Source organism: Embleya sp. NPDC055664 (assembly GCF_053618075.1).
In genome coordinates, this window is the sequence record NZ_JBSHGZ010000018.1 from 49,870 (window position 1) to 72,278 (window position 22,409).

Below are 22,409 nucleotides of genomic sequence, written 5' to 3' on the forward strand. Positions count from 1 at the left end.
GAACCGCCAAAGGAATGGCTTTTCGACAATTGTTCGGACGCGCCTCGTGGTCAACGTCCGCGAAGGAATTCGGAAGGTAGTCGGGACGGCGCCGAGAAGGCGCGGCGCGACGGGAAACATCCGGGAAAGAATCATGACGGCGCGGCATTTCACCGACGAACATGACGCCACGGTGGACAAGACACCGACGACACCTACGACACCGTGGACGGGCACTGTGGATTCGGCCCCGTGGGACCTCTCGATGGCGCTGACCGGCAAGGTCGTTCTCGTCACGGGCGCCGGATCCGGGATCGGTGCGGCGGTCGCGGTGCGGGCCGCATGCGCCGGGGCCTCGGTTGCCCTGGTGGGCCGGCGGGTCGGGGCGCTGGAGGAGACCGCCGCGCTGATCCGGCGCACCGCCGGCGAGCGCACGCGAACCGCCGTACTGCCGTGGGACGTACGCACCGAGCCCGGCGCGGATCGACTGGTCGGCGCCGCGATCGAACGGCTGGGCCGGATCGACGGTCTGGTCAACAACGCCGGCGTGGCCCGCTTCGCGCCGTTGGAGGATGCCGCGAGCGCGGATCTGGACGCCATGCTCGACACCCACGTACGCGGCCCGGTCGCGCTGATCCGGGCCTGTCTGCCGGCGCTGCGCGCGGACCGGGGCAGCGTGGTCAACGTCTCGTCCGTGGGCGGGGTCCTGGCCATGCCGGGACGCTCCCTCTACGGCGCGAGCAAGGCCGCGCTGAACAGCCTGACCCGTTCGCTGGCCCACGAGTTGGCGCCGGACGTACGGGTGAACGCGGTCCTGCCCGGGCCGGTGGAGACCCCGATGTACGACGACCTCGGCCTGGACGGGCCGGCGACGGCAGCGTTGCGGGCGGGCCTGCTCGCCGGCACCCCGATGGGCCGTTTCGGGACGCCCGACGAGGTCGCCCACTGGGTGTGCGCGCTGCTGGACGCCGAGCGGTCCGGGTGGATCACCGGCGTACTGCTACCGGTCGACGGCGGACGCACCGCGTAGGGCGGGCTTCGCACGGCGTCCCCCGGTCGCCGGACCCCGGGGCGCCGCGCGCCCGACCCGCACCGGACCGCGGCCCGGCACGGGCCAGGGCCACCAGGGCCACCACGGACCACACCTCATCGACATCGCAGGAGGAGAGACCGTGACCACCACCGAAGACGCCACGACCGTATACGGACGACCCGAGTTCGCCGACATCGACATCGGCGACACGATGCGCCACGGCCACCCCGACATCACCGACGGCGACCGGTTGATCGTGGACCTGGTCCGCCGCCGGGCGCAGACCCTGGGCCGCCCGCTGACGGTGATGGACGTCGGCTCCGGGTCCGGCGTGGTCTCGGCGATGTTGGCGCACAGCCTTCCGGGACACCGGGTGATCGCCAACGAGGTCGAGCCCCGGTTGATCGCCCAGGCCCGCTCGCGGCTCGCCGACTTCGCCGGCGGCGAGGTCTTCGACCGGCCGTTCCAGGAGTGGAAGAAGCCGCTGGACGTGGTCATCTCCTGGGGCTCGCACCACCACCTGCCGAACACCTATCTCGACCATGTGCGCACGCTGCTCGTCGACGACGGTGTGCTGATCATCGGCGACGAGTTCTGCCCGGAGTACTGCGACGACAACGACGCGGCCCGGGTGACCACCGCCGAGGTGATCCACCTGGCCGACGGCCTGGTGCTGACCTCGCACCGCGAGGTGGCCGCGTACCGGGCCGACGGCGTCGTCCCACAGTGGTCGCGCGACCTGGAGGCCAAACGCCGGCGCGCGCTGTGGCACTGGTACAAGTTCGTCGTCGACTACGCGATGGCCAAGGACAACTGGACCGTGGTGCTGGCCGAGTTGCAGATCACCCGCGACGACCTGACCACATCGTTCGACGAGGAGCACAAGCTCTCCCCGCTGATCGTGCGCCGCGACCTGGAACTCAACGGGTTCCGGCCGCTGTCGACCAACGTCATCGGCAACCGGCCGCCGGACCTGCAGAGCTTCTACCTCTACGAGTTCGCGCCCCGACCGCGGCGCTGACGCGCCTTCGGATCCGCCCCCGCCCCGGCCCGGAACCCTCGGGCCGTGTCGGTGGCGGCTCTCGACGACCTGCGGCGCCGCCACCGCCGGGTGGCGCGCCTCGCGAAGCCGTCCGGCACCCGTCGCACCCACGCGTACCAGCGGAAAGAGAGTCCTCATGTCGACCTTCGAGACGAGCGCGGCACCCTTGGCCGTCTCCCGCGCGGCGTCCATCCCGCCGTCGTGTCTGCACGACGTGTTCCGCTCGGCAGAGGTGTGGGAGCGCACGCACCGCCGCGCCGCGATCCGATTGCACGTGGGCGAGCCGGCGTTCGCGCCCCCGGCCGCGGCGGTCGAGGCGCTGGGCGCGGCGGCGCGCGACGGGCGCGCCGCGTACACCTCGGCCGAGGGCATGATCGAGCTGCGCGAGGCGCTGGCCGCCAAGTTGGCCACCGAGAACGGCCATCACACCGCTCCGGACCGGGTGTTCGTCTCCCCCGGGTCGTGTCAGGGGCTCGCGGCGTTGATGCAGTCGATGGCCGATCCCGGCGACGAGATCCTGTTGCCGGAGATCCACTGGCCGATCCATCTCCAACAGGCCCTGCTGGCCGGGTTGCGGCCGAGGTTCTACCCGCTGGACCGGGACTTTAGGCCCGACGTGGACTCGCTGGCCGACGCGGGCGGCGCGGACACTCGGCTGATCCTGCTGAACACGCCCTCCAACCCCGCCGGTGTGGTGCTCGACGAGCCTTTCCTGCGGGCGGTGTTGGACCTCGCCCGGCGGCGGCGCTGGCGGATCATCAGCGACGAGGCGTACGAGCACTTCGTGTTCGAGGGCACGCACGTGTCCATGGCCGCGCTGGAGCGGGACGTGCCGGAGCGGGAGCGCCTGGTGCACTCGGCGTTCAGCTTCTCCAAGAGCTACGCGATGACGGGCTACCGGCTCGGCTACATCGCCGTGCCGAACGAGCGCGCGGCGAGCGCGCTGCGGGTGGTGCAGGAAGCGAGCATCGTGGCCCCGCCGACTCCCGTGCAGTACGCGGGACTCGCCGCGCTCGGCGCCCCCGGCGCGGCGGCGCGCAACCGCGAGACGGTGCGGGCGAATCGGGATCGGGCGCTGCCGGACCTGGTGGCGGCGGGCCTGCTGGGCCGGGTCCCGCCGGGCGGTTGGTACGCGCTGTTGGACCTGGCCTCGGTGGGCCTGGACGCGGATGTGTTCGCGGCCGAGTTGCTCGCCGAGCATGGTACGGCGGTGGCGCCGGGCCGGGGTTTCGCGCTGCGCCCGATCATCGACGCGCACTGCCGGGTGACCGGCCTGGGGCAGTCGCCGCGCTCACACGGGTTGTTGCGGATCGCCTTCTGCGGCGACGGCGAGCTGCTGCGGGCCGGCGTCGAACGGCTGCTCACCACGGCGTCGGGCGGTCGGGAGTGAACGGCTCCGCGGCCCGTACGTCCGCCCCGCACCCGAACACGAGCGCAGCCGACGGCGCTGCCGGGCCCACCTACGACGGGTATCTGCGCCTGTCGACGATCCTGGGCGCACAGGCCCCGACCACGGCGGAGAGCGACCGGTGTACGCACGCCGCCGAGCACTTCTTCATCGTCGCGCACCAGAGTTGCGAGTTGTGGCTCAAACAGGCACTCCTCGACCTGGAGTTGGCGGCCGACGCGATCGGCTCCCGGCCGCGCGATCTGCACCTGTGTCTGGAGCAGGTCCGGCGCACCACACACGTGCTGGCCATGATCGCCGAGCACTTCACCGTGCTGGAGCGGCTGACCGTGTCCTCCTTCGCCCGCTTTCGCGGCGCGCTCGGGCGGGCCAGCGGGGCCCAGTCGGCGCAGTTCCACGCGCTCTACCGGGCGTTGGGGCTGTACGGCGCGGAGAGCGCGCTGTTTCGCGAGTTTCTGGGCGCTCTGGCCGAGCGGGATCTGACCGTGGCCGAGGTGTATCGGCGGGCGCCGCAGTCCGGCTTGCCGTATCTGCTGGCCGAGGGTCTGGTGGACCTGTCCCAGGCGGTGCGCCGTTGCCAGTTGGCGCATGTCGAGGTGGTGGTGCGACAGATCGGCGCCCGGCCGGGTACCGGTCGCACCACGGGCGCGGACTTCCTGGCCCGGCGGCTGGCGGTGCCGTTTCCCGAACTGTGGGAGGCGCGCTCGGCGTTGCACGGGTCGGGAGTGGTCGGGGTCGGCGGGGGTGGGCGGTAGGACCGACAGCTCGTCGGTCCCGCGTCGACACACACGCCGCCGGTACCGAGCCGAATGGCTCGGTACCGGCGGTCTTTCGCGGGTCGGCTCGCGGCGGTGGGGTCAACCCTTGGCGGTCGGCGCACTCGGCGCCGGCAGCGTGCAGTTCGCGGCCCGATCCGGCAGCCGGCCGGACGTGAGGTAGGTCCGGACCGCGTCGTCGACGCACGCGCTGCCTCGTCCGTACGCGGTGTGCCCATCGCCGTTGACGCTCAACAGGCGTGCGCGGCCCATCGTTTCGGTCACATCGCGGGCCCAGGCGAGCGGGGCCAGCGGGTCGCCGTCGACGCCGATCACCAGTGCGCGGTCGTGTCCGGTGTAACGCCAGGGGCCCTCGAAGCGGTGCGCGGGCCGGACCGGCCACTGCGCGCACTTGAGTTCGCCGTAGCCGTACAGCCGCCCGAAGTGCGCCGACGCCGCTGCCGACGCGGTGAAGTGCCGGTCGTGCACGCGCAGATCGGTGGGCACGTTCCGGTCGAGGCAGGAGTTCGCGAGCTGTTGGGCCGTCACGTCGTCCGGGCCGGTGGGTGGTTCGGTGGTGGGCACGTCCTGGGCGGCCGTCGCCGCCAGGTACGCCGCGAAGCGCGGCCAACCTTCGGAGGCGGTCAGTCCGCCGATGACCTGGGTGAGCAGCAGGCCGCCGGTGAGGATGTCGTGCCGGCCCGGGTGGGCGATCCGGTTGCGTTCCAGCTTGTCCACCAGCGCGTCGAACGCCCTCACCGGGTCCCCGGCCCCGAATGGACACAGCGCGGGATTGCCCTTGCACCAGTTCAGGAAGCGGCCGAGCGCGAACTCGCCGGCGGCGAGTTGTTCCCGGTCGAAGCGCAGCGGCTCAAAGACGTGGTCGCGCGCGTCGATCGCCGCGTCCAGGACCATCGCACCGACCCGGTGCGGGTAGCGCGCGGCGTAGATCTGCCCGAGCACCGTGCCGTAGGACTGGCCCAGGTAGTGGAGCCGGTCGTCGCCCACGGCCCGACGCAGCAGGTCCAGGTCGGCGGCCGAGTCGGCGGTGCTCATCGTGCGCAGCAGCGTCGGATCGGTGTTGCGGGCGCATGCGGCGGTCAGCGCCTTGGCCTCGGCGAGTTTGGCCGGGCGGTCGGCGAGCGTGGGGTAGGCCGGGAGCGGTTCCTCGATCTCGCGTTCCTGCTCGTAGCTCATGCAGTGCGCGCCGGGCACGCTGTTCGACTGGCCGCGCTGGTCGAAGCCGACGACGTCGTAGCGGTCCGCGAGGGCGGCGAAGGGGGCCGTGCGGGTGCGCAGCAGGGCCACGCCGTTGCCGCCCTGGAGCCCGCCGTTGACGAAGAGTGTGCCGATGCGGTGTGCCCGGTCCCGGGCGGGGATGCGGATCAGGGCCAGGTCGACGGTCTTGCCGTCGGCCGCGCCCGGTCGCATCGGGACGCCGACGGTCGCACATTCGAAGCCGTCGCCGCAGCCGGTCCAGGTCGGCTTCGGCACGGCGGGCCCGGGGGTCGCGACGGCCGAGGACGGTACGGCCAGGGTCGTCGCCACGGCGGCCAGCACGGTGGCCGTGGACACGAGCCACGAGCGGCGGCGGGACGTGGTGGGTGGTCGCGGCTGCGACTGCACGGTGGTCTCCTCGCGATCGGGCACGCCTCGCCCGACCGGCGGGCGCGCGGTACGACGGACACCACCACATGCTCGAACACGGGCGGTTCGCTCGCGCGAGATCTTTGTCGGATCTGTCGCTCCCTCGGCGCACACGCCTGGTCCCGACGCGGGTCCGGCCCCGGTTTCAGTCCGTGAATTCGGTCTCGGCTCGTGTGCAGCCCCGGAACGGCGCGATGTCGGCGGCGCGTTGCTCGACGCCCTCCACGTCCGCCTTGCGCAGCTTGCGTACCGTCTCCACGGTCAGTCGCAGCGTGCGGCCGCTCTTTCGGGACCGCCACAGGGCCACGAGTTCGCCGTCGCGCAGCACCACTCCGGGGTTGCCGGTGTGCTTCCAGACCCGTTTGCGCAGCGCGCCGTCCGGGACGGCGGTCTCCCGGTCGCGCTGGTGCAGCCACGGGTCGTAGGCCGGGAGGACGCGCAGTCCGCGCGCCTCGGGCGGGTCGACGAGCGCCCGGTGGTCGTCGCGATGGATCCACGCCGTGCGGCCGTCGACGCGCACCTCGCGCAGCTCGTCGGCCGCCGCCTGCCACGCCTTGGCGGCGACCGGCTGCGCGGTGCCCGCCCACTCGGCAAGGTGCTCGGGAGTCGAGGGTCCGTAGGCGCGCAGGTAGCGGCGGACGAACTCCTTGCGCGTGGCCGATGCGGACCGATGCGGCGGCTTTTTGCCCAGCCACTGGTCGGTCCGCACGAACGACGCCTCGCGGCCCGCGCGCGGCGCGATCACGAACAGGCCGGTGAGCGAGATGGCCCGGGCCAGGATCGCGGTGAAGCCGCTGAAGGTGTCCGGCTCGAACCATCCGGAGAACTCGTCGGGCATACGTTTCCCCAGCGCGACCCCCAATTCGCGCTTGGTCAACACCTGCCCGTCCAGGGCGTCTTCGATCGCCGCCCGGGTCAGCTCCACGACGTCGACCGCCGAACGTTTCATCCCGTCGAGCATCGGCACGAAGCCCTGCACGGCCACCCGCCAGGACTCCTCGTCCTCGGGCAACATCGGCCGGGTGAACACCGGGAGGTCGCGGGTCGGGAACAGGTACGGCGACTGCCGCACCGCCCACGCCTGGAGCAGCGACTTGTCCTCGGCCAGGGCCCGGTCCACCTCGTCGACGGTCAGTCCCGGCACGCGGGCCAGCAGCGCGATCGGCCCGTTGCCCGGTGGGGTGTTCTGGGCGCCTGCGGCAGCCGCGGCGGCCCACAGGTCGGGCGCCGCACTCGCGTCGGTCAACTGTTGGCCGGCCGCGCGGAACGCGAGCACCCGCTCCCGGTCCACCTGTTCGCTGTCGCCGTCATTCACGAGCGCACCTCTTCGTTCGATCGATTTCTCGGACGCGTCGGGTCGGGAATGCCTGTCGATGCTACGCCGATATCCGCCGACATCAGTGCCCGGGAAGGATTCCGTACAGATGTCCGACAGAATCTTTGCGGAGTTCCCCGGTCCGAGGTAATCGTGCAAGTAATGCGATTTCTCCGGGAAATGAGGCGCAAGTCGAGTCGCCTCGGAACGGATGGCAATGCCTGTTCCCGATCGTGCGGACGAGCCGAACCCCGACCGCGCCGACCCGGCGATCGGGTCCCTCCCCCGGGCGGTGGCCGCGATCGCGCGCCGTTCGCCGGATCTGGCCGCCGTCTTCGACGCGCACGGCGAGACCTCGTTCGCCGCCCTGGACGCGGCGGCGGACCGCTGGGCGGCGGCGGTGGCCGGGCGGGTCTCCCCCGGCGGGTGGGTGGCGGTGTGCGGGCGGCGCGGCGCGTCGTTGGTGGCCGCGGCGTTGGGTTGTATGCGGGCGGGTCGGGTGTACGTGCCGCTGGATCCCGCCCATCCGGGCGAGCGCATCGCGTTGACCCTGTCGGATGCCCGTCCCGAACTCGTGCTGGTGGACGAGGGCGCGCCGGCGGCGGTGATCGATGCGGCCCCGGCACTGCGCCTGGACGCGGAACCGCCGGACGAACCGGCCGGCCCCACACGTCTGTTCCCCTCGGACCCGGCGTATGTGATCTACACGTCCGGCTCGACCGGCACACCCAAGGGTGTGGTGGCCACGCACGGCGGCCTGGCCACCCTGGTCCGGGCGTTGCGCGCGCGGGGTCCGGCGCTCGCCGAGGGCGACGTGGTGTTGTCGGTGGCCTCGATCGCGTTCGACATGTCGGTCACGGACATCTTCGTGCCCTTGGCGGCGGGCGCGTCGGTCGTGCTGCCGCCCGACGAGCGTACGCGTGACCCCGACCTGCTGCTGGATCTGATCGACCGGCATCGGGTCACCACCGTCCTGGCCACGCCGTCGTTGTGGCGCATGTTGGTGCTCGCGGGACTGGGGACCCACGGTCGGCGCCGGGTGCGGGCATTCGGCGGCGGGGAGAAGCTGACCGAGCGGCTGGCCCGCGAACTCCTGGCGCGGACCGAGTCGTTGCACAACGGCTACGGCCCGACGGAGACCACGGTCTACGCGACGTTCGCGCCGATCTCGGATCCGAACCGACTGCCGCTGGGCGGTCCGATCCCGGGCACGCGGCTCTATGTCCTGGATCCGGACGGGGAGTTGTTGCCGCCGGGCCCGCGCGGTGAGCTCTACGTGGGCGGCCTCCAGGTGTCCTCCGGCTATCATCGGCGACCGGCGCTGACCGCCGAGAAGTTCGTCCCGGACCCGTTCTCGGGAGTGCGCGGCGCGCGGATGTATCGCACCGGCGACGTGGTCCGGCTGACCTCCGGCGGCGACCTGCACTTCATCGGGCGTACCGACGACCAGGTCAAGATCCGCGGCCATCGTGTCGAGCCCGGCGAGGTGGTCGCGGCGCTGGAGAAGTCGCCCGCGATCCGCCAGGCGGCGGTACTTGCGCACCGGGATACGCTCGCCGGCTATCTGGTGGCCGAGCCGGGGCACGCACCGACAGCCGCCGACGTACGCGCGCACGCGCGCCGCCTGCTGCCCGAGGCGATGGTGCCCGATCGGCTGTCGTTCCTGCCCGCGCTGCCGATCACGGCCAACGGGAAGGTCGACCACGCGGCGCTGCTCGCGTGGCAGGAGCCGGCCGAGGCCGCGCCGGACCCGGCCGGGCCCGACCCCGACGGAGCGCCCGGCGGCCCGACCGAGAAGGCGGTGGCCGCGGTCTGGGGCGAGGTGCTCGGGCTGGCCGAGGTCGACGCCCGGGCCGGCTTCTTCGACCTGGGCGGTCACTCGCTGCTCGCCATGGAGGTGGTCTCCCGGCTGCGCACCGAGTACGCGCTGGAGCTGCCGGTCTGGGAGTTGTTCGCCGAGCCGACCGTGCGCGCGTGGGCCGAGGTCATCGATCGTGCGTCCGCGCTGCCCGCCGACGACGCCGAGACGCGGGAGCGCGAGGCGGAGCTGTCGCCGGAGCAGCGGGCGCTGTGCAGGGCGGAGCGGCTGGTGCCCGGGATCACCTCCCCCGGCCTGGCGGTGCGGGCCACGCTGACCGGCGCCGTGGACACCGGGCGGGTGGTCGAGGCGCTGGCGGCGGTGGTGCGACGCCAGGAGTGCCTGCGTACCCGGTTCGCACCGGTCGCCCGGGACGGCAGGCAACTCGTCTCGCCCTACGTGGAGTTCGACGTGTTCGAGGAGGATCTGCGGGACGCGCCGGCAAACGCGCGAGTAGACGCGGGCTGGTCGAACGAGACGATGGATGCCCCGTTCGACCTGGCCCACGGGCCGCTGTTGCGGGCGGCGCTGCGGCAGTTCGCGGACGAGCGTTTCGAGTTGGAGATCCGCGTGCACGACGCGGTGGCGGACGTCGCGTCGCTGGGGGTGATCGTGTCGCAGTTCGCGGACGCGTACGCGGGCGATCCCGCCGCCGAACCCGACGACGCCGCGCGGTTCGCCCCACTGGCCCGGGCTCGCCGCGAGGCCGCGTCCGGGACGGCCCTGGCCGACGCGGTCGCCGCGTTCCGCGCCGCGGCGGACGCTTTCGTGCCGGTCCCCGAGGGTGGCTACGACACCGGCCTGGTGCCGGTCCGGCTGGACGCGGCGGCGGCAGCCGGCCCGGTCCGGGAGAGTGTGTTGACGCGGGCGCTGCTGCGCGTGTTGCCCCCGGAGTGGGGGTCGTCGATGGTGGTCGCCCGGGTCGAGTCGGGGCGTTCGGCGGATACCGGTGATCTGGTCGCGCCGCTGGCCACCCTGACGTTGTCGACGTGGGATCGGCCGTCGGGCGGCGATCCGGTCCCGGCGTCGGCCGCGTCGACGGTGCCCGCGCAGGCCCTCCTGGACGAGGACGGCCTCGGCGGCATGCCGGAGCTGCGCCGGGCCCTGCCCTGGTCGGCCCTGACCCTGCGCGAGCCCCTGCCCGCGCCGCGCGAGATCGGCCCCGGGGTGTGGCTGGAGCCGGTGTCGCCGCAGCCGGAGGCCGCCCCGAGCGAGGGCGCCCAGCGCACCGCGCTGCCGGTGTCGGTGGACCTGTGGGCGGACGGCGACGATCTCGTCGGCCTGCTGCAGCACCGCGTCGACCTGCTCGCCCCGGACGCGGCGCACGAACTCGCCGCGCGCTTCGCCGAGACCGTCGCACAGGAGCGGCGGTGGCCGGCCCGCACGTGAGGGCACCACGAAACGACGGCGCGGCCTCGCCCGAGAGGGGCGGGGCCGCGCCGTTCGTGGGGGTGTGCGGCGGGGTCACGCCGCCTTGCGGAACACCGACACGTGCCGCGTGCTCTTGGCCGTGAACGGCTCGCCCGTCCAACCCCCGTACCGGTCGACCGGTTCGAGCCCGGCCAGTTGCGCCATCAGGTCCAGTTCGGCGGGCCAGACGTACCGGACCTGATTGGGATACAGCCGGATGCCGCGCTCGCTCACCACGACCACCTGGGTCCGGATCCGCTGGCGCACCGGGTCGTGCATGGTCGCCTCCAGGAACACCCGGTCGCGCTCGACGCTGCCGGTGGCCAGGCGTTGCCCGTCGGCGTCGGTGCGTGTCAGGTCCGGGACGTGCATCTCGGTGACCAGGGTGCCGTCCGGCTCCAAGCGCTCGGCCGCGTTGCGCAGACAGCGCACCTGGTCGCGCTGGTCGAGCAGGCACAGGAAGGTGTTGAAGACGATGTAGACCAGGGAGAACGTACGGTCGACCGCGACGTCGGCCATGTCCCCGAGGATCACCGGGAACGTGTCGCCGCCGGGTCGCTGTCGGAGCTTGTCGATCATCTTGTCGGCGCCCTCGATGCCGATCACCTCCAGGCCCGTGGCGGCCAGCGGCAGGGCCACCCGACCGGTGCCGACGCCCAGTTCGAGGACCGCGCCCTTGCCCGCGCGTCCGGCCAGGAACTCCACCGTGGCGGGGGTGTCGGGCAATGGGCCGGTCCACTCGTCGTACACCTCGGCGACGGCGTTGTACGCCGCGGCGTTCGATCCGGTCATGGTCCTCTCCTCGACGTTCGTGGTGCCGTGGCGATCGTTTCGGGGGCGGCCAACTCCGCGCGGGCGACGCCGACTTCGAAGTACCTGCGGGCCAGCGGCTCGTTCAGGACCGGGCAGCGCACGTCGAGTTCGGCCAGCGCGGCGTCGGTGCGGTCCGAGGCGACATCCGGGATCGTGGCGGCGCCGCCCGCCGACGAGCCGGGCAGCGTGGCCGCGATCCGCCGCACCTCGTCCCGGTCCGAGGCGACGGCCGCGTCGAGCAACCGTCCCCGCCACAGGGCGAAGTCGACGGGGCGCAGCCGGTGGCCGAAGCGGCGCAGCCAGGAGAACAGCGTGGTGTAGCGGGTGGGTTCGGGCGCGATCAGGTGGTAGGCGGGCGGCGCCGCTGCCACGCTCGCGTCGGTCAGCCGTACGACGGCCCGCGCCGCGTGGTCGACCGGCGCCCACCACAGCGGCGCGCCGGCCAACGGGGCCGCGCCCATCGCGGCGCAGGTACGCAGGAACAGCCACGCGTAGTCGTTGGGGTTGGACACCCCGGTGCGGGTGTGCCCGGCCAGCGCGCCCGGGCGGAACACCAGGGCGTCCACGCCGCGTTCGCGGGCCCGGGCGACGAGGTCCTCGGCCACCCACTTGCTCAGTCCGTAGCCGCCGAGCGCGCCGGCGGGCCCGAGTTCGGCGAAGTCCGGTACGACATCCGGGGTTTCCCGATCGCCGGGCGCTCGTCCGTAGAGCACCGAGACCGTGGACACGTGCGCGAGCCGTTTGGGTCGGCCCTCGCACACCAGGCGCAGTACCTCCACTGTGCCGGTGACGTTGGCGGCACGCAGCGCCTCGTACGGGTAGCTGACGTTCACGCCCGCGCCGCAGTGGTGGATCGTGTCGACGTCGTCGAGCACCACGCGCCGGTCGACGTCGGACAGGCCGCAGCCGGGCCGGGCCAGGTCGCCCGCGAGCGCGGTCACCCGGCCGGACCACGCGTCGCTCCACAGGTCGAAGTCGCGCAGCGCCGCTTCCAGGCGCTCCTGTGCGGTGCCGTCCCGGGGGCGGACCAGGCAGTGGATCCGTCGGTCGGTGTGCTCGGCGAGTTCGGCGACCACGGCGGCGCCGAGGAAGCCGGTCGCACCGGTCACCAGGACGGCGCCGGGTCGGTCGGAGCCGCCGGGGGTGTTGCGCGGCACGACGTCGGCGGGCAGCAGTCGGTCCTGTTCGACGGTGTTCATCGCCAACTCCACAGCGGCGAGGGCCCGTCGTCGTCCCAACCGTCGCCCTCGGCGGGCCGGCCGGGGTCGGTCACCGGGTCCGCCGCGCCGGGTTCGGCGGGTGCGGGGCCGGCCCGGCCCGTGTCCGGTTGTTCGGGCCGGTCCGGGGCCAGGATCCGTAGGTCGTCCTGGGTCAGCAGGATCGGGATCGACGTCCTCACCACAGTTCCTCACGGTTGTCCGCGTCGCACGGCCCGACCGGTGTCCCGGTCGCTGCGGACGCGGTGCGAAACGACCACACGCGTCGTACTCCGGCGGCCCGCAGTCGCCGCCGGGCGTCGGCCACCCGGGCCGCCAGCTCGGGGGCGGCCGGGTCGAACAGCACGGCCAGGACCCGGCCGCTGTGCGCGACCTGGACGCCGATGCCGTCGTCCGCGCGGCAGATGCGCTCGGCGAGCGGCAGCGCGGCCTGGGGCAGGAAGCGCTGGTTGAGCCGGGCGCTGGCGGTGGCGGTGCGGGCCAGCAGCGCGCAGTCCGCCTCGGTCACCGCGCGGCGCAGCATCGTCCGCAACTGCCGCAGGTGCTCGATCTCGTGCGGGTGGTACACGCGCGGCGGCTGGGCGATGGTGTCCACATCCGGTCCGCCCACATCGAAGCCGAGCACCTCCAGGGCCGGCAGCGGGCCGCCGAGGTCCTCCAGGACGTAACCGTCCCGGTTGGCGTACAACACGGCGCGGTGTCCGAACATCACGCCGTCCGAGGCGCCTTCGGCCCGCACGGCCAGGGCCGCGACCTCCGCCTCGGTCGGCACGCGGCCGTATGCGCGGGCCACCGCGCGGATCGTACTGACCACGTCGGCGGTGGAGGAGCCCATGCCGCGTTCGACGGGAATCGAGCTGTGTACGCTCAGCCGGCCGCCCCCACGAACGCCCAGTCGGCGCAGGGTCTCCTCGGCGGCGCCGGCGGCCTTGGTCTTCCACACCGGGCTGACCGTGACGCCGAAGGCGCGCTCGGGGACGAAGGTGGCGCGGGCATGCAGTGCGGGCAGGGGCAGCGAGACGACGGCGTGTGTGAGTCGGCCGTCGTCGCGTTCGAAGACGCCCTGGAGGATCTCGCCGTGATGGGCCATCGCGCTGCCCAGGGCCACGCGGGGTCGCGCGGGCGGCCCCACCACGGTGAGCCGGCCCGCCCGGCCCCGGTCGAAGGCGGCGGGATCGATGGTGGCCGCCATGTCAGGCGTGTCCCGTGGGACGACCGGGCATGGGTGCGTCCGGGTCCTCGACCGGCGCGCACAGGGCGGCGTCCGGGTTCTCGACCAGCGCGCGCAGCGCGGCCTCGCAGGCCGCCGCGAAGCGCTCGACCGAGGCGCGTTCCCACAGCGCCGTGCGGTACTTGACGTCGAACAGCAGCCCGTCCTCGACGATCAGCGTGGACACCTCCAGGTCGGTACTGGCCTTCGTGTTCGCCACGATGCGCCCCGGGTGCACCCGGCAGCCCGTCAGGGTGAAGCCGGATTCGGCCTGGAACACGTTGAGCGTCACGTACGATCCGCGCCCGCCGACCACGAGCGAGTCCGCTCCCGCGGCCCGCAGTGCGTCACCGGCGGGGCAGGACTGGTTGGCGTAGGCGCCGGCCACCACGGCCCGGGTCCGGGTCAGGTGTTCGCGCCAGGTGGTGTCCGGGGCGAAGTCGTCGAAGCGCAACACGAGCAGGTTGACGAACGCCCCCATCACGTCCGCCGCGTCGAGGTCGAGGCGGTTCTCGCACGGGGTGAGCAGCTGTACATCGTCCTGCCCGGACCACTGCCGCAGGACCGCGGACAGCGCGGCGGCCACCACGATGAACGGGGTGACCCGTTCGCGGGCGGCGAAGGTGTACACCGCGTCGCGCACGGCCGGCGGCGCCAGGCGGTAGACCACGTCCCCGTCGAAGGACGGCGTCTGCGGGCGGGGGTGGTCGGTGGGCAGGCCCAATTCGCGCAGGCCGGCAAGGCGGCGATGCCAGTAGCGACGCTGCTCCTCCGCGCCGCCGGTCGCCGCGCGGCGGCGTTCGGCCGCGACGACGTCGCGGAAGGTCGTGGTGCGCGACACGGGCAACTCGCCCTCGCCGGTGGTGCGCCGGTGGTAGTAGGCGGCGATCTGCGGGAACAGCACCTTGGTCACCGCCCAGTAGTCCATCACCAGGTGGTGGCAGGTCAGCAGCAGGTCGCGGGTGCCGGTGTCCAGACGGACCACGGTCAGCCGGATCAGCGGCAGTTCGGACACGTCGAAGCCGCGGTCGGCCCGCTCGGCGGCCACCCGCGCGGCGGCCTGCTCGCGCTCCTCGGCGGGGGTTCGGCGCAGGTCCACCACCTCGATCGTGAACGGGTGTTCGTCGTGCACCCGTCGGCTCGGGGCGGCGTCCCCCTCGCCCAGGTGGTAGGTGGTGCGCAGAATCTCCTCGCGGTCGATCGCCTGGGCGAACGCCCATTCCAGCGCGCCCTCGTCGAGTGGGCCCTCGACGCGCAGCGACAGGGTGAGGGTGTTCACCGCGCTGCCCGGGACGAACTGCTCCATCAGCCAGAACGGTTCCTCGGCGGCGCCCAGTGCGTTCGTGCGCTCCCTGGGCACGGGCGGGACGAGCGGCGTGGACACGTTCGGCGCGGCTTCGTCCGACTCGTCCGCCAGTGCCTCGATCTCGTCGTCGGTCAGCGTCTCCAACTCGGCCAGGGCGGCGGCGACATCGGGGTGCCGGGCGGCGATCGCGGCAGCGAACGTGTGCAGTTCGGGGTGCTCGAAGACGAAGAGCAGCGGGACGTCGGCCCCGAACTCCTCGGCGAGCGTCTGGGTCATCCGCGAGGCGATCATCGAGTGGCCGCCCACCGCGAAGAAGTCGTCCTCGCCGGTGATCGTGTCGTCGTCGAGGAGTTCGCGGCACAGCGCGACGACGCGCCGCTCCACGGCCGGGGCGCGCCGTGCCCGCGCCGGGGCGGGGCCGACCGGCGCCGGCCGGTCCTCGCGGGGTGGGTCGACCATCCGCCACAGCAGGCGACCGTTCTCCATCCGGCGCACCCGAAGTGCGCCGCCGTCCGGCGCGGACACCGGGGCCGCGTCGACGTGCAGCACACCCTCAAGGCCGCAGGGGGCGGGCCGGCCGGTGGGTTCACGCACCTCGGCGCGGCCCGGAACGGCCGTCACCTCGCCGCGGTCGCCGCCGGGCCAGGCCGGATCCACGCGCAGCACGACCGGCCCGGACGGGGTGGGCACGGTGTGCCCGTCGCCGTCGGCGGCCGGTGTGGGCGGGGGCGCCGAGTCGGCCGGGGCGGGCCCCAGTTCCAGGGTGTCCAGGGTCGCGTCGGGGTCGGTCATCGCCGACTCCACGGCCGTCGCGACGTGGTCCACGAGCTGTTCGACGCCGGCCGCCGCGAAGATCGCGGTGTCGTACTCGACGGTGGCCACGACGTCGTCCCCGTGCCATTCGAGGTTGAACAGCAGGTCGAATCGGCAACGGCCGCGCGGCACATGGACGACGCTCATGGTCAGGCCCGGGAAGGTGTCCGGGCGAAAGTGCAGCGGCGGCGCGTTGAAGACCACCTGGACCAGCGGGGAGTAGCCGGGGTCGCGGCCGACCAGGCTCTCCTGCACCACCTGGCGGAAGGGGATGAACTGCCGGTCGTACGCGGTGAGCGTGGCGTCGCGGGCGGCGGCGAGCAGGTCGGCGAACGGCAGGTCGCCCGGCGTGCGCATGCGCACCGGGATCATGCAGGACAGCGGTCCGACCACGTCCCGGTACTTTTCCGGCCGGCCGTCCCCGCAGATCCCGACCACCATGTCCTCGGCGCGTGTGTGCCGGTGCAGCACGGTCGTGAACGCCGCGAGCAGCGTATGGAACGGAGTGACCCGATGGCCGGCGGAGAACCGGCGCAGTCGGGGCACCAGGCCCGCCGGGAAGGGGTGGATCGCCAGCGCGCCGCGGTTTCGTTTGGTGGGCGGCCGCGGGGCGTCCTCGGGCATTCGCAACACGTGCGGGGCGTCCGCCAGTTCGGCGATCCACGCGGCGCGCTCGGCGTCCAGGGCGCCGCTGTCCAGGAGTTCGCCGTGCCAGCGGGTGAAATCGCGGTAGTCGGCGCGGACCGGTGGCAGTTCGGGGCGACGGCCGCCCCGGTGCGCGGTATACGCGAGGGAGAGTTCGTCGAGCAGTTGCGCGGCGGCGCCGGCGTCCATCACCTCGTGGTGGAAGGCGAGCACGAGCAGGTGTTCGTCCGGGCCGAGCCGGGCCAGGCCGAACCGTACCGGCGGGTTCAGCGAGGGCCGGTACGGCTCCTCCACCAACCGCCGGGCCCAGTCGAGCGCGTCGTCGGGACGGCCGGTGAAGTCGGGCGGCGCGTCCAGGCGTACCGACCACGGGTCCACCACCGTCTGGCGCAATCGGCCCTTGTCCACCGGCAGGATCGTGCGCAGCGCCGCGTGCCGCTCGACGAGCAGGTCGAAACCGGCTTCGAGGGCGGGCACCGACAGCGGGCCGGTCAGCCGGAACGCCAGGTGCTCGTTGTAGACGGCGGCCTCGCGGTCCATCTCGTCGACGAGCCACATCTGTTCCTGTACCGGTGTCGCGGGCAGTGCTTCGGTCGGGGTGGCCGTCACGACCGGGTCACCTCCTTCGCCCCGGCCGCCGCGACCGCCCCGGCTCGCGGGTGGGCCGTGATCGGCAGCCGGGTGAGTCCGTTGATGAAGTTCGAGCGCAGGTGCACCGGGTCGCCGGCCGACTCGAATCGGTCGAAGCGGCGCACCAGTTCCTCCAGCAGCACGGTCAGCGCGACTCGGGCGGCGGGGCCGCCGACGCAGTAGTGCGGGCCGATACCGAAGGCGATGTGCGGGTTGGGCGTGCGGTCGATCAGGAACGAGTAGGGGTCGTGGAACACTCGCTCGTCGCGGTTCGCGGACGCGACCCAGGCCACCACGAGTTCGCCCGCGTCGATCCGGGTTCCGGCGATCTCGACGTCGGTCAGGGTGCGGCGCATCAGGTGGTTGGTCGGCGTGGACCAGCGCAGCGCCTCCTGCACGGCCGCCGCCGCGCACTGCGGGTCCTCCTGGATCCGCCGCCACACCTCGGGGCGTTCGATCAGCGCGAGCAGCATGTGGGTACCGGTGTGCGGCGTCGTGGTGGTGGCGCCCATGACGAAGCTGTAACAGTTGAGCAGGACCAGGCTGTCGTCCATCGGCGCGCCGTCGATCTCCACGTGCGCGAGCCGGGTGACCAGATCGTCGCGGGGTTCGCGACGGCGGTCGGCGATCAGTTCGCTGAACATCGCGAACAGGTCGTGGTGTGCCTCGCGCAGCGTCCGGTCGGTCCGTCCCTTGGCGAACTCCGGGTCGTCGGGCGCCACTCCGGCCATCGTCCAGTGCGGGATGTCGGCCCAGTATTGCCGGGGAATGCCCAGGATCTCGCCGACGGCGGCCATCGGCAGGTCGAACATCGTCCGGGCGAAGTCGTGTTCGCCGCCCGCTTCGAGCGGTTCGATGATCCGCAGCACGTGTTCGCGGATGCGTTCGGTGCGCTGGGCGAGGATGTTCGTGGTCATGGTGTGGAACGCGGGTGTGCGTACCGCCGTGTGCCGAGGGCGGTCCATCAGGTTGATCGTCTTGCCGCCGGCGCTGTCCCCGCCGGTGACGTCGAGGATGGTGCCGTGCTCGGAGCTGAAGCGACGCGCGTCCTTGAGCACGCGCACGACGTCGTCGTAGCGCGTGACGGACCAGAACCGGGCGCCGGTGGGGGTGTGTTGCGCCCACACGGGTGCCACCTCGCGCAGCGTCGCGAGCGCGACGTGTTGAGGATGGGTCTGGAATCGGCGTGGATCGTAGAGATCGATCGAGTCGAGCGGCACTCGCTCATCGGTCCCGGGGCCGGTCATGAGCATCGCGGAGTTCTCCCGTCCTGCGTCCAGGCGCACTCGGTGCAGCGCACGCACGGTTCGGAACGTATATCGGTGGGAGAGGCCCGGCAAAGATTCTTTCTCGGTCCCGAAAGGAATCGCCGGAAGGCGTCCGCGGACTTCTTTCCGAAGTCTTTCGATAAATCCCCGATTCCTTTTCGCCGCGTCCTCGGCCGACTACCGTGTCCGGGGTGAATACACCTGTGAAGAGCGGGAAATGGTTGCTTCGAAAGCCGCCGGAAGACAGTGCGACACTGTTGTTCTGCTTCCCGTACGCGGGGGTTGGCGCCTCCTCGTACCGGCAGTGGCCGCAGTCCCTGCCCGACGGCATCGCCGTGTGCGCGCTCCAGCCGCCCGGTCGGGAGAATCGTTATCGCGAACCCGCGCCGACCGACCACGCCGGCTTCGCCGCGGACCTCGTCGCGCAGCTCGCGCCGCTGCTGGACCGGCCGTTCGCCTTCATCGGGCACTGCGGCGCGGTGCCGTTCGCACTGGAGACGATCCTGACCCTGGACGATCGGGGACTGCCGCTGCCCGAAAGGCTGTTCGCGTCCAGTTGGGGTGCGCCGCACCGGGGGCTGTACGGCGAGCTGAACTTCGTCGACCTGGACACCGCCGATCTGGCGGAGGAGGTGCGGCAGCGCTACCGCCAGTCCGGGCAGGGCGAACCGCCGGAGGAGATGGCCGAACTCGGCGCCCGGGTCCTGCGCGAGGACCTGGAGGTGCAGCGGCCCTACCGCTACGACGTCGCCCGCAGGCTGCCGTGTCCGGTGACGGTGATCTCGTGGTCGGAGGACGACGTGGTGCCGCCGGAGACGGTACCGCCGGGCTGGGCGGAGTGCGCGGACGTGCGGGTGGAGGCGCTGGCGGGCAGGCATCTGGATTTCCTGCGCTGTCCGCCGGCCCTCGTCGAGGTGGTGACGCGGGACCTGGCGGGCGGCGGGGCGCCCTCCGACTGAATGCGCGCGTCCGAGCGGCGCGAGGGACGGTTCACGGCCGGGATGATGCCCGGGTCGCGGACCGTCCCTCGTCTCGTTGTCTCGTTGAAAGGCTGCCGAGGCGCCACTCAGGCCGGCAGGGCGAGTTCGCGGGCCAGTTCGGCCGGTGTCGGGTTGAGCATCAGGGCGCGGACCTTGAGCGGGACGCCGAGGCGTTCGCCGATCAGGCGCACCGCCCGTTGGGCGCTCAGGGATTCGCCGCCGAGCAGGAAGAAGTCGTCGTGTAAGCCCAGGTGTTCCCGGTCGAGTATTTCCTCCCACACCCGCACCAACGTCTCCTCCACCGCCGTGCGCTCCTCGGCCGGGGCACGATCGCGGCCGTCGGCGGAGCCGGTCGCGCGCCCCCAGTCGGGTATCGGCAGGGCGTTGCGGTCGATCTTGTCGCCGGAGTTGAGCGGCAGCGCGTCCAGCCGCAGGAACACCTGCGGCACCATGTGGTCCGGGACCGCACGCGCGAGTTCGCGGCGCAGCGCGGGTACGTCGAGGTCGTCGTCCGTGACCAGGCAGGCGACCAGCCGTCGAATGCCCCGAGGGTCCTCGGGCGCCGTGACCGCCGCCTCTCGCACGCCGTCGACGGCCAGCAACGCCTGTTCGACCTCGCCCACTTCGACCCGCAGACCGGCGATCTTGAGCTGGTGGTCCGCCCGGCCCCGGTGTTCCAGGACCCCGTCGGTCCGGAAGCGGACCAGGTCGCCGGTGAGGTAGAGCCGACCACCCGGCGCGTCGCCGAAGGGGTCCGGTACGAAGCGCTCGGCCGTCTGGCGGGCGGTGAGGTATCCACGCGCCTGTTCGGGCCCGGATACCGCCAACTCGCCCACCACGCCGGGCGGGACGAGCCGCAGGTCGCCGTCCAGGACGTACAGCCGGGCGCCGGGCCACGGGCGTCCGATCGGCGGCGGCAGGGTGCGCTCCCGCGCGGTCGCGGTATGCGAGGTGATCGGGCGCTCCCGGGGGATCAGCGGCGAGGTGACGATGTTGACCTCGTTCGCGCCGTACCAGTTGCCCACCTCGAACGGCAGTTCCTCGGGGGCCCAGCGGCGCACCCGGTCGCTCCCGGTCAACAGGGTGCGCAGCGGTGTACGGGCGGGCCAGTCGATCGCGACCAGCGCCTCGGCGAGCGGGGCCACCACGAAGACCTGGGTGACCGCTCGGGACAACAACCAGTCGCGCAGGTGTTCCGGCGCGGACAGGTCCTCGTCGGCGGCGATGTGCAGCGGCGCGCCGGCGATCAGGTACGCCCACACCACCACGGTCACCGACACGTTGGTCTGTGGCGGGAAGGTCCAGCCGCCGCGTTCCCCCGCCGCCACACCGTGCGCCCGGATCTGCGCCCGCGCGGAGTGTGTCGCGGCGCGGTGGGTGACCACGACCAGTTTGGGCGTGCCGGTGGATCCGGAGGTCTGCACCAGGAAGGCCGGATCGTCCGGGGCCGGCTCGGGCAGCGGGCGTTCGGGGGCCGCCGGACCGGGCACGCGGCCCGTCGGCGCGAGGACCAGGGCGTCCTTGGCCTGCGGTGGCAGGGTGCGTTCGAAGCGGCTGGTGGTGAGTACGAGCCGGGCGTCGGCCTGGGCGAGGAAGCGGCCCAGGTACGCGTCGGGTGCCTTGGGATCGAGCATCAGCGCGGCGGCGCCCGCCCGGTGCACGGCGAGCATCGCCACGACCAGTTCGGGGCAGCGCGGCATGCACAGCCCGACCACCGTGCCCGACGAGGATCCCTGTGCCACGAGTCGATGTGCCAAGGCAGCGGCGCGCGCGTCGAGTTCGGCGTGGGTCAGGGTCTCGCCCCGATACTCGAGGGCCACCGCGTCGGGGGTGGCCGCCGCCCGGTCGGCGAGCAGGCGCGGGATCGTGTGCGGGGCGTCGGGGATGTCCGGGGTGGACCCCCAGGCGCGCAGCAGCGCGTGGTCGTCCGGGCCGAGCGGGTCCAGGTCGGCGACGGGTGTGTCGGGCCGGCCGGTGATGCCGTCGAGCATCCGCAGCACGTGCCGGCCGAACCGCTCGGCGGTGGCGACGTCGATCAGGTCCGCGTCGTGGGTGATCTCCAGGTGCGCGGCGTCGGGCTCGGGGTTCTCGACGAGGGTGAGCGTGAGTTCGGCGGGCTCCAGGCCCGAGGCGTCGGGTGGAGCGGCCTGCGACGCGCCGGACGGGTGGGGCGGGCCGAGGTGCGCCCGTCGGACCCGAAAGGCGGCGAAGTGGCGCGTGGGCGGGTCGGTCGCGGCTTCGGCTTCGGTGCCGGCGCGCAGTTGTCGGTCCACCTCGGCGGCCAGCGCGGCACCGATATCGCGCGGGTCCCAGGCGAAGCGGATGGGGCGGTGGCGCGGGCCGTGTACGACCCGCACCGTCGCGCCGTCGGGCGGGACGGCGCCCTTCTCGCCGGGCGCCCCGCCCGCCGCGTCGCGGGCCTCCGCGTCCACCATGACCACGAGGTCCCGGGTCCCGGTGTAGCGGTGCAGGACGGCGAGGTAGGCGGCGAGTACGGTCGCCGGCGTCGGCCGCCCGGTCGGCGCGCTCGCGCGGCCGTCGACCACGTGCGTGTGGGTGCGCCGCACGGGGCCGTTGCCTCTGGCCGCCGCCATGGGCAGGTCGAGCAGAGTGATCGGGGCGCCCCGGGTTTGGTCCTCGACGGGCAGCGTGTGGTCGGGGCTGTCGCCCATGGGTGCTCTCTCCTCCCGCCGTGGCATCCCGCGTCCGGCCGGAGCGGGATGGCTCGATCGTTCCGCCCCGCACGGTCTCGGCCGCGACTCCGGGCAGGCTCGCGATTCGTACCGGGTTCAGCCCGCCGCCAACCGCTCCCGAACACTGCGCGGTCGCATGTCGGTCCACACCCGCTCGATGTGGTCGAGGCACTCCTGCCGGGTGCCGGTGGTGCCCTCCGCGCGCCATCCGTCCGGCAGTGCGCGGTCGGCGAACCAGATGGAATATTGCTCCTCGTCGTTCACCACGACGTTGTAGACGCGGTCGTCCGCCTGCTCCTCCATCGAAGTCCCCTTGGTGTCGGGTGGGTTGTCGTCGGCTCCGATGCGCCGACGACGGGAATGAATTCCATCGTGCCCACAATTACC

At 72.9% G+C, this 22,409-nt stretch carries 16 protein-coding genes; 6 read left to right on the plus strand and 10 right to left on the minus strand.

The window, feature by feature from the left end; all coding sequences use genetic code 11:
* Nucleotides 1-133 precede the first annotated feature (133 nt).
* The 4 genes from ACWGR4_RS26575 (at nucleotide 134) to ACWGR4_RS26590 (ending at nucleotide 4,217) form a co-directional block, all read left to right on the plus strand.
* Nucleotides 134-1,009: an SDR family NAD(P)-dependent oxidoreductase gene (locus tag ACWGR4_RS26575; protein ID WP_452130491.1), complete on the plus strand. Its 876-nt coding sequence runs from the start codon at nucleotides 134-136 to the stop codon at nucleotides 1,007-1,009.
* Nucleotides 1,010-1,151: 142 nt separating this feature from the next.
* Nucleotides 1,152-2,033 carry a class I SAM-dependent methyltransferase gene (locus tag ACWGR4_RS26580; RefSeq protein ID WP_452130490.1) on the plus strand — a complete coding sequence of 294 codons (882 nt, stop codon included), beginning with the start codon at nucleotides 1,152-1,154 and terminating at the stop codon, nucleotides 2,031-2,033.
* A gap of 157 nt (nucleotides 2,034-2,190) precedes the next feature.
* On the plus strand, nucleotides 2,191-3,444 hold the full coding sequence (locus ACWGR4_RS26585; protein WP_452130489.1) for a pyridoxal phosphate-dependent aminotransferase: 1,254 nt from the start codon (nucleotides 2,191-2,193) through the stop codon (nucleotides 3,442-3,444).
* Entirely contained in the window at nucleotides 3,441-4,217 is a 777-nt protein-coding gene (locus tag ACWGR4_RS26590) for a tryptophan 2,3-dioxygenase family protein (protein ID WP_380000265.1), read from the plus strand. The genes ACWGR4_RS26585 and ACWGR4_RS26590 overlap by 4 nt, the downstream gene beginning before the upstream one ends.
* A gap of 102 nt (nucleotides 4,218-4,319) precedes the next feature.
* On the opposite strand, the gene ACWGR4_RS26595 is transcribed toward ACWGR4_RS26590, so the two are convergent.
* Both ACWGR4_RS26595 and ACWGR4_RS26600 read right to left on the minus strand, forming a co-directional pair.
* Nucleotides 4,320-5,843, minus strand: a complete 1,524-nt coding sequence (locus ACWGR4_RS26595; RefSeq protein WP_452133985.1) for an alpha/beta hydrolase — start codon at nucleotides 5,841-5,843, stop codon at nucleotides 4,320-4,322.
* Nucleotides 5,844-6,009: 166 nt separating this feature from the next.
* On the minus strand, nucleotides 6,010-7,179 hold the full coding sequence (locus ACWGR4_RS26600) for a winged helix DNA-binding domain-containing protein (protein ID WP_452133986.1): 1,170 nt from the start codon (nucleotides 7,177-7,179) through the stop codon (nucleotides 6,010-6,012).
* 217 nt (nucleotides 7,180-7,396) lie between these two features.
* Between ACWGR4_RS26600 and ACWGR4_RS26605 the strand changes: the two genes are divergently transcribed.
* Nucleotides 7,397-10,426, plus strand: coding sequence for an amino acid adenylation domain-containing protein (locus ACWGR4_RS26605; RefSeq protein WP_452133987.1), 3,030 nt, complete (start codon nucleotides 7,397-7,399; stop codon nucleotides 10,424-10,426).
* 75 nt (nucleotides 10,427-10,501) lie between these two features.
* On the opposite strand, the gene ACWGR4_RS26610 is transcribed toward ACWGR4_RS26605, so the two are convergent.
* Genes ACWGR4_RS26610 through ACWGR4_RS26635 form a run of 6 tightly spaced genes read right to left on the minus strand, consistent with a single transcriptional unit; the run spans nucleotide 10,502 to nucleotide 18,385 of the window.
* Complete coding sequence (locus ACWGR4_RS26610; protein WP_452132522.1) at nucleotides 10,502-11,239, minus strand: class I SAM-dependent methyltransferase; 738 nt, start codon at nucleotides 11,237-11,239, stop codon at nucleotides 10,502-10,504.
* Nucleotides 11,236-12,459 carry a thioester reductase domain-containing protein gene (locus ACWGR4_RS26615; protein WP_452132523.1) on the minus strand — a complete coding sequence of 408 codons (1,224 nt, stop codon included), beginning with the start codon at nucleotides 12,457-12,459 and terminating at the stop codon, nucleotides 11,236-11,238. Before ACWGR4_RS26615 ends, ACWGR4_RS26610 begins: the two co-directional genes overlap by 4 nt.
* A complete protein-coding gene (locus ACWGR4_RS26620) occupies nucleotides 12,456-12,659 on the minus strand; it encodes a hypothetical protein (protein WP_380000277.1) in 204 nt (67 codons plus the stop codon). Before ACWGR4_RS26620 ends, ACWGR4_RS26615 begins: the two co-directional genes overlap by 4 nt.
* Nucleotides 12,656-13,669 (minus strand): GHMP family kinase ATP-binding protein, encoded by a 1,014-nt coding sequence (locus tag ACWGR4_RS26625; RefSeq protein WP_452132524.1) that lies wholly within the window; start codon nucleotides 13,667-13,669, stop codon nucleotides 12,656-12,658. The genes ACWGR4_RS26620 and ACWGR4_RS26625 overlap by 4 nt, the downstream gene beginning before the upstream one ends.
* Nucleotide 13,670: 1 nt before the next feature.
* Nucleotides 13,671-17,060: a condensation domain-containing protein gene (locus ACWGR4_RS26630; protein ID WP_452132525.1), complete on the minus strand. Its 3,390-nt coding sequence runs from the start codon at nucleotides 17,058-17,060 to the stop codon at nucleotides 13,671-13,673.
* Nucleotides 17,057-18,385: a cytochrome P450 gene (locus ACWGR4_RS26635; protein WP_452132526.1), complete on the minus strand. Its 1,329-nt coding sequence runs from the start codon at nucleotides 18,383-18,385 to the stop codon at nucleotides 17,057-17,059. Before ACWGR4_RS26635 ends, ACWGR4_RS26630 begins: the two co-directional genes overlap by 4 nt.
* Before the next feature lie 155 nt (nucleotides 18,386-18,540).
* On the opposite strand from ACWGR4_RS26635, the gene ACWGR4_RS26640 reads away from it, so the two are divergent.
* Nucleotides 18,541-19,308, plus strand: coding sequence for a thioesterase II family protein (locus ACWGR4_RS26640; RefSeq protein WP_380000286.1), 768 nt, complete (start codon nucleotides 18,541-18,543; stop codon nucleotides 19,306-19,308).
* Between the two features lie 107 nt (nucleotides 19,309-19,415).
* Here ACWGR4_RS26640 and ACWGR4_RS26645 read toward each other — a convergent pair whose 3' ends face one another.
* Both ACWGR4_RS26645 and ACWGR4_RS26650 read right to left on the minus strand, forming a co-directional pair.
* Nucleotides 19,416-22,001: an AMP-binding protein gene (locus ACWGR4_RS26645; RefSeq protein ID WP_452132527.1), complete on the minus strand. Its 2,586-nt coding sequence runs from the start codon at nucleotides 21,999-22,001 to the stop codon at nucleotides 19,416-19,418.
* A 117-nt stretch (nucleotides 22,002-22,118) separates the two neighbouring features.
* A complete protein-coding gene (locus ACWGR4_RS26650; protein WP_439673554.1) occupies nucleotides 22,119-22,325 on the minus strand; it encodes an MbtH family protein in 207 nt (68 codons plus the stop codon).
* Nucleotides 22,326-22,409 lie beyond the last annotated feature (84 nt).

What these genes read in the sequence shown, in the direction of transcription:
- ACWGR4_RS26575 (WP_452130491.1), top strand. Translation starts at nt 134, where the DNA reads ATGACGGCGCGGCATTTCACCGACGAACATGACGCCACGGTGGACAAG.
- ACWGR4_RS26585 (WP_452130489.1), top strand. Translation starts at nt 2,191, where the DNA reads ATGTCGACCTTCGAGACGAGCGCGGCACCCTTGGCCGTCTCCCGCGCG.
- ACWGR4_RS26605 (WP_452133987.1), top strand. Translation starts at nt 7,397, where the DNA reads ATGCCTGTTCCCGATCGTGCGGACGAGCCGAACCCCGACCGCGCCGAC.
- ACWGR4_RS26610 (WP_452132522.1), bottom strand. Translation starts at nt 11,239, where the DNA reads ATGACCGGATCGAACGCCGCGGCGTACAACGCCGTCGCCGAGGTGTAC.
- ACWGR4_RS26615 (WP_452132523.1), bottom strand. Translation starts at nt 12,459, where the DNA reads ATGAACACCGTCGAACAGGACCGACTGCTGCCCGCCGACGTCGTGCCG.
- ACWGR4_RS26625 (WP_452132524.1), bottom strand. Translation starts at nt 13,669, where the DNA reads ATGGCGGCCACCATCGATCCCGCCGCCTTCGACCGGGGCCGGGCGGGC.
- ACWGR4_RS26645 (WP_452132527.1), bottom strand. Translation starts at nt 22,001, where the DNA reads ATGGGCGACAGCCCCGACCACACGCTGCCCGTCGAGGACCAAACCCGG.
- ACWGR4_RS26650 (WP_439673554.1), bottom strand. Translation starts at nt 22,325, where the DNA reads ATGGAGGAGCAGGCGGACGACCGCGTCTACAACGTCGTGGTGAACGAC.